Annotated in this window: 2 protein-coding genes, 2 tRNA genes and 1 rRNA gene; 4 read left to right on the plus strand and 1 reads right to left on the minus strand. The window is 54.1% G+C overall.

Annotation, left to right across the window (positions count from 1 at the left end; translation table 11 throughout):
• Positions 1-128: 128 nt before the first annotated feature.
• The gene (gene mnmH / locus AC13DE_RS11750) at positions 129-1175 is read left to right on the plus strand and encodes a tRNA 2-selenouridine(34) synthase MnmH (RefSeq protein WP_483047941.1); all 1047 of its coding nucleotides are present in this window, start codon (positions 129-131) and stop codon (positions 1173-1175) included.
• On the opposite strand, the gene selD is transcribed toward mnmH, so the two are convergent.
• Positions 1168-3336: a selenide, water dikinase SelD gene (gene selD / locus AC13DE_RS11755; protein ID WP_483047942.1), complete on the minus strand. Its 2169-nt coding sequence runs from the start codon at positions 3334-3336 to the stop codon at positions 1168-1170. The genes mnmH and selD overlap by 8 nt on opposite strands.
• A gap of 772 nt (positions 3337-4108) precedes the next feature.
• Between selD and AC13DE_RS11760 the strand changes: the two genes are divergently transcribed.
• From AC13DE_RS11760 to AC13DE_RS11770, 3 genes are all read left to right on the plus strand, one after another.
• Positions 4109-5568: ribosomal RNA gene (locus tag AC13DE_RS11760) — 16S ribosomal RNA — on the plus strand.
• Positions 5569-5892: 324 nt separating this feature from the next.
• Positions 5893-5969: transfer RNA gene (locus tag AC13DE_RS11765), tRNA-Ile, on the plus strand.
• 20 nt (positions 5970-5989) lie between these two features.
• Positions 5990-6065: transfer RNA gene (locus AC13DE_RS11770), tRNA-Ala, on the plus strand.
• The last annotated feature ends 415 nt before the right edge of the window (positions 6066-6480 follow it).

Consider the following 6480-nt stretch of genomic DNA (forward strand, 5'->3'; position numbering starts at 1 on the left):
TAGCGTATTTCTTTATCGAGCGCATATTCACGGGGCTGAAGCAGAGATCACTCGGCAATAGCTGCCATGGTAATAGCGTCAGCCAGCTGATACATAAAACGCTGTTGCTCCCGGATCGAAAGCCCGCGATGAAATCTCTGTTTATCCGCGATACATCTGACATCGGCGCGTGTGGCGCAGACACCATCATCGATGTGCGGTCGCCGGCTGAATACGCCGAAGACCACATTCCCGGAGCAATAAACTTGCCAGTGCTTTCAGACGTTGAACGTGCCCAGGTCGGGACAATTTACAAACAGGTAAGCAGCTTTACAGCCCGCAAGGTAGGTGCCGCGCTCGTTGCGCAAAATGCCGCCTTTCATCTCAAAAACGCGCTTGCTGATAAAACCGGCGAATGGCAACCGTTGGTATATTGCTGGCGCGGTGGACAAAGATCAGGATCGTTCGCTTCCATCCTCGATCAGGTAGGTTGGCGGGTGCAGCTGTTGGAGGGAGGGTACCGGAGCTATCGGCGCCTGGTCGTAGACACCTTGTACCACCAACCTTTGCACCATCGCATCATATTGATCGAAGGTGGGACGGGAACAGGAAAAACCCGCCTGTTGCATCATTTGGCCGAAGCCGGTGAACAGATCCTGGACCTTGAAGGTTTAGCCAATCACCGGGGTTCATTATTCGGCAAGCAGACCGGTGGGCAACCGTCGCAGAAAATGTTTGAAACGCGGCTGGCTGAGGAACTGGCCGGGATGGACCCCGCTCGTTTGGTCTGGATCGAGGCAGAAAGCAGTAAGGTAGGGGCAAGGATCATTCCCGGTACCTTGTGGCATGCCATGTGCCGCGCCGAACGGATCGAGATCAAGTCGACATTGTCCGCGCGCGCTCGGTTTTTGGCCCAAGCTTATAGGGATCTGACGGTTAATGTAGATCGTCTGCACCATCAGATTGACCAATTACGCGCGTTTCATTCTGCGGCCACCCTCGCACTATGGCATGACATGGCAAAGAACAGCGACTGGGAAGGTCTCGCCGCGGCGTTGGTTTCCACACATTATGATCCCCGATATGCAAAATCAGCGGCACGGTCAGAACTACCGGTCAAACAACTCGTTCTTGACGACCTGGATGATGAGAAGCTGGCCGTAGTTGCACAGGAGCTGTCGCGAGAGTTCAAATAATCTGTATCGGTCCCGTACCTTCGCGAAGTGCGCCAATGACCCAGCCTCTTAGACCTTCTTTTTCAAGGGCCTCAATCGCGTCTTTCGCTGCACTTGGGGGTAGGGCGGCCAATAGACCTCCGGCGGTTTGGGGGTCATACAGCAGCGGATCAAAAATGCCTGTCGATGGGGCATATTCAATATTGGATTGCAATAATGACGAACGGATGCCGGCGTCAGACAGGTTTCGCGCACCCGGAAAAAATGGAACCTCCCCGGCCCGGATTTCGGCACGCAACCTTGACGCGGTACACATGGCTTGTATGTGCCCCGCCAATCCAAATCCGGTAACGTCGGTCATAGCATGGGCATTTTGCAAGATTGCGGATTGTCTTGCTTGGGGCAGCTGCATGACCGCCAGAGCCTTTGCGACATCGCGGCCCTGGGCCAGTCCCATCATAGATGCAGCCATCAGAACCCCTGATCCAATCGGCCGCGTCAAAAGCAAGACATCCCCCGGCTTAGCACCGGCGACAGTTATCGGCATGGACGATCGGGTACCGGTGACCGTAAAGCCGATCGTTAATTCGGAACCCATTGTCGTGTGACCGCCGATCAACGCGGTCCCCGAGCCTGCAAAGATTTCCTGCGCGGCATCGGTGATTTCGCGCAAAGTGCGTCGTTGAAGGGCAGGGGACATTCGCGGTAAAATTATGCTCGAAAGCGCTGACTGAGGTTCGGCGCCCATTGCCCATACATCGCCAAGGGCGTGTACGGCCGCTATGCGTGTCATCTCGAACGGGTCTTGCACAATGGCGCGCAAGTGGTCGGTGCTAAGCACCTGAAATCCGCCGCCAGGCTGGCGCAGGATTGCTGCATCGTCGCCCGCTCCTTGTATGACATCGGGCCCTGACGTTGAACGGGTCATGGGCAGGACAGTAGACAGGACCGGCCCGCCGACCTTGGCACCGCACCCGCCACACAAAGGTTTGTCCTCCATGATCTCGCGCGCGCCCAATGCGATTTCATCAGGTATCGTTACCGCGGGCATGGATGGAAGCGTGTTTAACTTTTCCATGAACTTGCGGTCGATATGGTCCTTCCAGCGCCATAATAACGGGCCAGAAAATGCAAAGCCGAACTTTTCAGCCAGTGCGGATTTTCCCCCCAATGATATCAGCTTGAGATAGTTCCTTTGTGGTTTGAAATCGCGAAGAGGCTTTCCGGTCAGTGTGGCCCGTAAATTGTGGTGCAGCACCTCTGCCGCCCGTACGGCGAATACGCCGGCTTTCGGACGGGGCGCGAAGGGCATCGCGGCACAATCACCCACCGCAAAAAGATTTGGATCTCCCTTAACTCTTAGATCGGGTGTGGTCTCGACAAAACCGTCGATCAGCGGCAAATCGGTTTTATGAAGCCACTTATGTGGGAAAGCGCCCGCAGCACCTACAGTGAATGATGCAGCAATGGTTTTCCGGTTTTCAAGGATCACATGGCTGGCGGTGACGCATTGGATTCGAGCGTTGAAAAACACTGCAACCCCTGCGGCGCGCATGCGGGTCAGGATTTGCTTGCGGGCTTGGTCGCCCAGACCTGAAATGCGGTCGCTTGCCTCAATCACAGTAACCGAGGGGGTTACGCCTGCTTGCCTCAACGAATGAGCCATCGCCATCGACAGCTCGCAGCCCGCAACGCCGGCCCCGATAACCGCAACCTGCGGTGTGGCGGCCCCGGATTTCACCGCAGCCACAAAGTCACGCCAACGACTGGCATATATATCAAGAGGCTTGGCACCGACCGCGTGTTCTGCAAATCCCGGTACATCCATCTGTGCGGTGATACCAATGTCGATGGAGGCTATATCATATGCAACCGGATTCCGCCCTTGGACCGTTATCATACGGTCATCTCTGTCTATACTTGTCGCTTGGGAAAGTATGAGCCTGGCACCAGCAAAGTGGCAAAGGCGCACGAGATCAATCTCAAGTGTCTCGCGGTCATAGTGCCCAGCCACATGACCCGGCAGCATACCGGTGTACGGCGCGGTCGGACCGGGATTTATAACTGTTAACCTTGCACCGGGCAGGGGGGACATGCCCCACTTTCGCAATACCAATGCATGCGCATGACCCCCGCCAATCAACACGAGATCACGAGTAAGGGGGGCAGGCGCAGATATCATCACGATCCCTTTCGGATAGGCGGGCAAAAGCGTCTTAACTTGTAGTGCTCGCAGATCATAGCCTGTTGCCCCTTGAACAAGCCATGTCCAGGTCACGGGATAAAAGCGGTGGGGGAAGGCCCGTGCGAGTCGAAAGCCCACCATACTGCCGCCCACGGTTTCAGAATGAATCAGTTTTGACGGTTCCGACTCGTTTTATACAACCATCGGACGTAACTTGATCTGTGCGACACCGTTCGCGCAGCCTGGATGTAAGTATAATATATATTAATATCAAATCGTTACCCAGTTTTATGTGCAAAATTTCTTTAATCTGAAAAAAGGGGTTGCGGGTATATGTAACAAACCGTAGAACGCCCCTCACCGGAGGCGCAGCGATGCGGTGATGGGGCGCTAGACGGGACGGACGATGCGGTTAAGCTGATGTTGTTTACGTAGCGGGAAAATTCTGAGGTAATTGAGGCGGGGCGCGCCGAAAGTTAGGGCGCTACTTGGTTTCTTTTGTCTCTACGCTCTTTGAAATTGATAGATATCTGAAGAGATATGTGGGCGGTTTGGTTCATTCGATGGATCAGCGTCTGTATATCGCGCCGATAGCGAAGCACTTAGGTGTTTAGCGATTATTCGGTGTCAGCTTCACTGTTTGGACGGCTTGTCGTTACTTTGGTAACTTTAAGCACTTCAAACGGAGAAAACGCCTGTATCATTCAGTAAGTGATGCAGGTTTGATGTGCAGAGGTTCGACGTCAAGGATAAGTTAGTAATAGCTTTTCAACTTGAGAGTTTGATCCTGGCTCAGAACGAACGCTGGCGGCAGGCCTAACACATGCAAGTCGAGCGCACCTTCGGGTGAGCGGCGGACGGGTTAGTAACGCGTGGGAACATACCCTTTTCTACGGAATAGCCTCGGGAAACTGAGAGTAATACCGTATAAGCCCTTCGGGGGAAAGATTTATCGGGAAAGGATTGGCCCGCGTTAGATTAGATAGTTGGTGGGGTAATGGCCTACCAAGTCTACGATCTATAGCTGGTTTTAGAGGATGATCAGCAACACTGGGACTGAGACACGGCCCAGACTCCTACGGGAGGCAGCAGTGGGGAATCTTAGACAATGGGCGCAAGCCTGATCTAGCCATGCCGCGTGTGTGATGAAGGTCTTAGGATCGTAAAGCACTTTCGCCAGGGATGATAATGACAGTACCTGGTAAAGAAACCCCGGCTAACTCCGTGCCAGCAGCCGCGGTAATACGGAGGGGGTTAGCGTTGTTCGGAATTACTGGGCGTAAAGCGTACGTAGGCGGATTGGAAAGTTGGGGGTGAAATCCCAGGGCTCAACCCTGGAACTGCCTCCAAAACTATCAGTCTAGAGTTCGAGAGAGGTGAGTGGAATTCCAAGTGTAGAGGTGAAATTCGTAGATATTTGGAGGAACACCAGTGGCGAAGGCGGCTCACTGGCTCGATACTGACGCTGAGGTACGAAAGTGTGGGGAGCAAACAGGATTAGATACCCTGGTAGTCCACACCGTAAACGATGAATGCCAGTCGTCGGGCAGTATACTGTTCGGTGACACACCTAACGGATTAAGCATTCCGCCTGGGGAGTACGGTCGCAAGATTAAAACTCAAAGGAATTGACGGGGGCCCGCACAAGCGGTGGAGCATGTGGTTTAATTCGAAGCAACGCGCAGAACCTTACCAACCCTTGACATCCTGTGCTAACCCGAGAGATCGGGCGTTCACTTCGGTGACGCAGTGACAGGTGCTGCATGGCTGTCGTCAGCTCGTGTCGTGAGATGTTCGGTTAAGTCCGGCAACGAGCGCAACCCACATCCTTAGTTGCCAGCAGTTCGGCTGGGCACTCTAAGGAAACTGCCCGTGATAAGCGGGAGGAAGGTGTGGATGACGTCAAGTCCTCATGGCCCTTACGGGTTGGGCTACACACGTGCTACAATGGCAGTGACAATGGGTTAATCCCAAAAAGCTGTCTCAGTTCGGATTGGGGTCTGCAACTCGACCCCATGAAGTCGGAATCGCTAGTAATCGCGTAACAGCATGACGCGGTGAATACGTTCCCGGGCCTTGTACACACCGCCCGTCACACCATGGGAGTTGGTTCTACCCGACGACGCTGCGCTAACCTTCGGGGGGCAGGCGGCCACGGTAGGATCAGCGACTGGGGTGAAGTCGTAACAAGGTAGCCGTAGGGGAACCTGCGGCTGGATCACCTCCTTTCTAAGGATGTTCCTGGCAGCCAGCATGAGGTACCAACGCGCTCAAGTAGCGCAGCGGTAGCGCATGGAGGTTCGTGGATCACTTAGCAGGTCAGTAAACAAAACTGACCATATTCAAGGCATCGCAAGATGACCTTTCGGACCGAGCCGTCCTCATATCTCTTCAGCAAGCGTATCTGCCACGCAGATGCGCGTCGCCCCGACAGGGCATCGTGCAGCGATGTCCCGAGAGGGGTTGCAATGGTTTTGACCCACTGGCGCAACTCGCGCATTGCTTCGCAATACGCTGTTTGCGCGACGTCGATTTTGCTTTGCAAAATCAACTGGGTCGGTAGCTCAGGTGGTTAGAGCGCACGCCTGATAAGCGTGAGGTCGGAGGTTCAAGTCCTCCTCGACCCACCAGTATCCCGCAAGGGTTTGATGGGGCCTTAGCTCAGCTGGGAGAGCGCCTGATTTGCATTCAGGAGGTCAGGAGTTCGATCCTCCTAGGCTCCACCAAGATCTTTTCGCAGGAAAGATCGTCGCCCCAAGAGGGTTTTGCGCAGCAAAGCACGTGTTGGGCAAGAAGACGATTTGACCATTAAGCACTGTTTGCAGTTCTTAATCGTCCAATCGGACGGCGCGAGAGCGCATGGGTGACATTCCTTTGGAATGCACCTGATTGACATCGTAAAGAGAGATACAGTTACTTTGAGAGTAATCTTGAAGTAACAAACAACACGATCCGATCGCACCGCGTTAGGTGATGATCTCGGTTGCTGCTCCTTTTGGAGCCGGCGTTTAACGGACTGTTTCCTCGGTCTTTTGAACGTATCGCGACTGAAAGAGACGTGTTGTCCAAGTCAAGTACACTAACCAGAGACATGACGCCTGCTTCCTGCACGGAAGGTAGGCTATATGCATGTCTCGCTGT

It is taken from the genome of Sulfitobacter sp. L-8, assembly GCF_056859255.1.

Bases quoted from the DNA above. Each gene is read 5' to 3' on its own strand.
- selD (WP_483047942.1), bottom strand. From the start codon at position 3,336: ATGATATCTGCGCCTGCCCCCCTTACTCGTGATCTCGTGTTGATTGGC.
- mnmH (WP_483047941.1), top strand. From the start codon at position 129: ATGAAATCTCTGTTTATCCGCGATACATCTGACATCGGCGCGTGTGGC.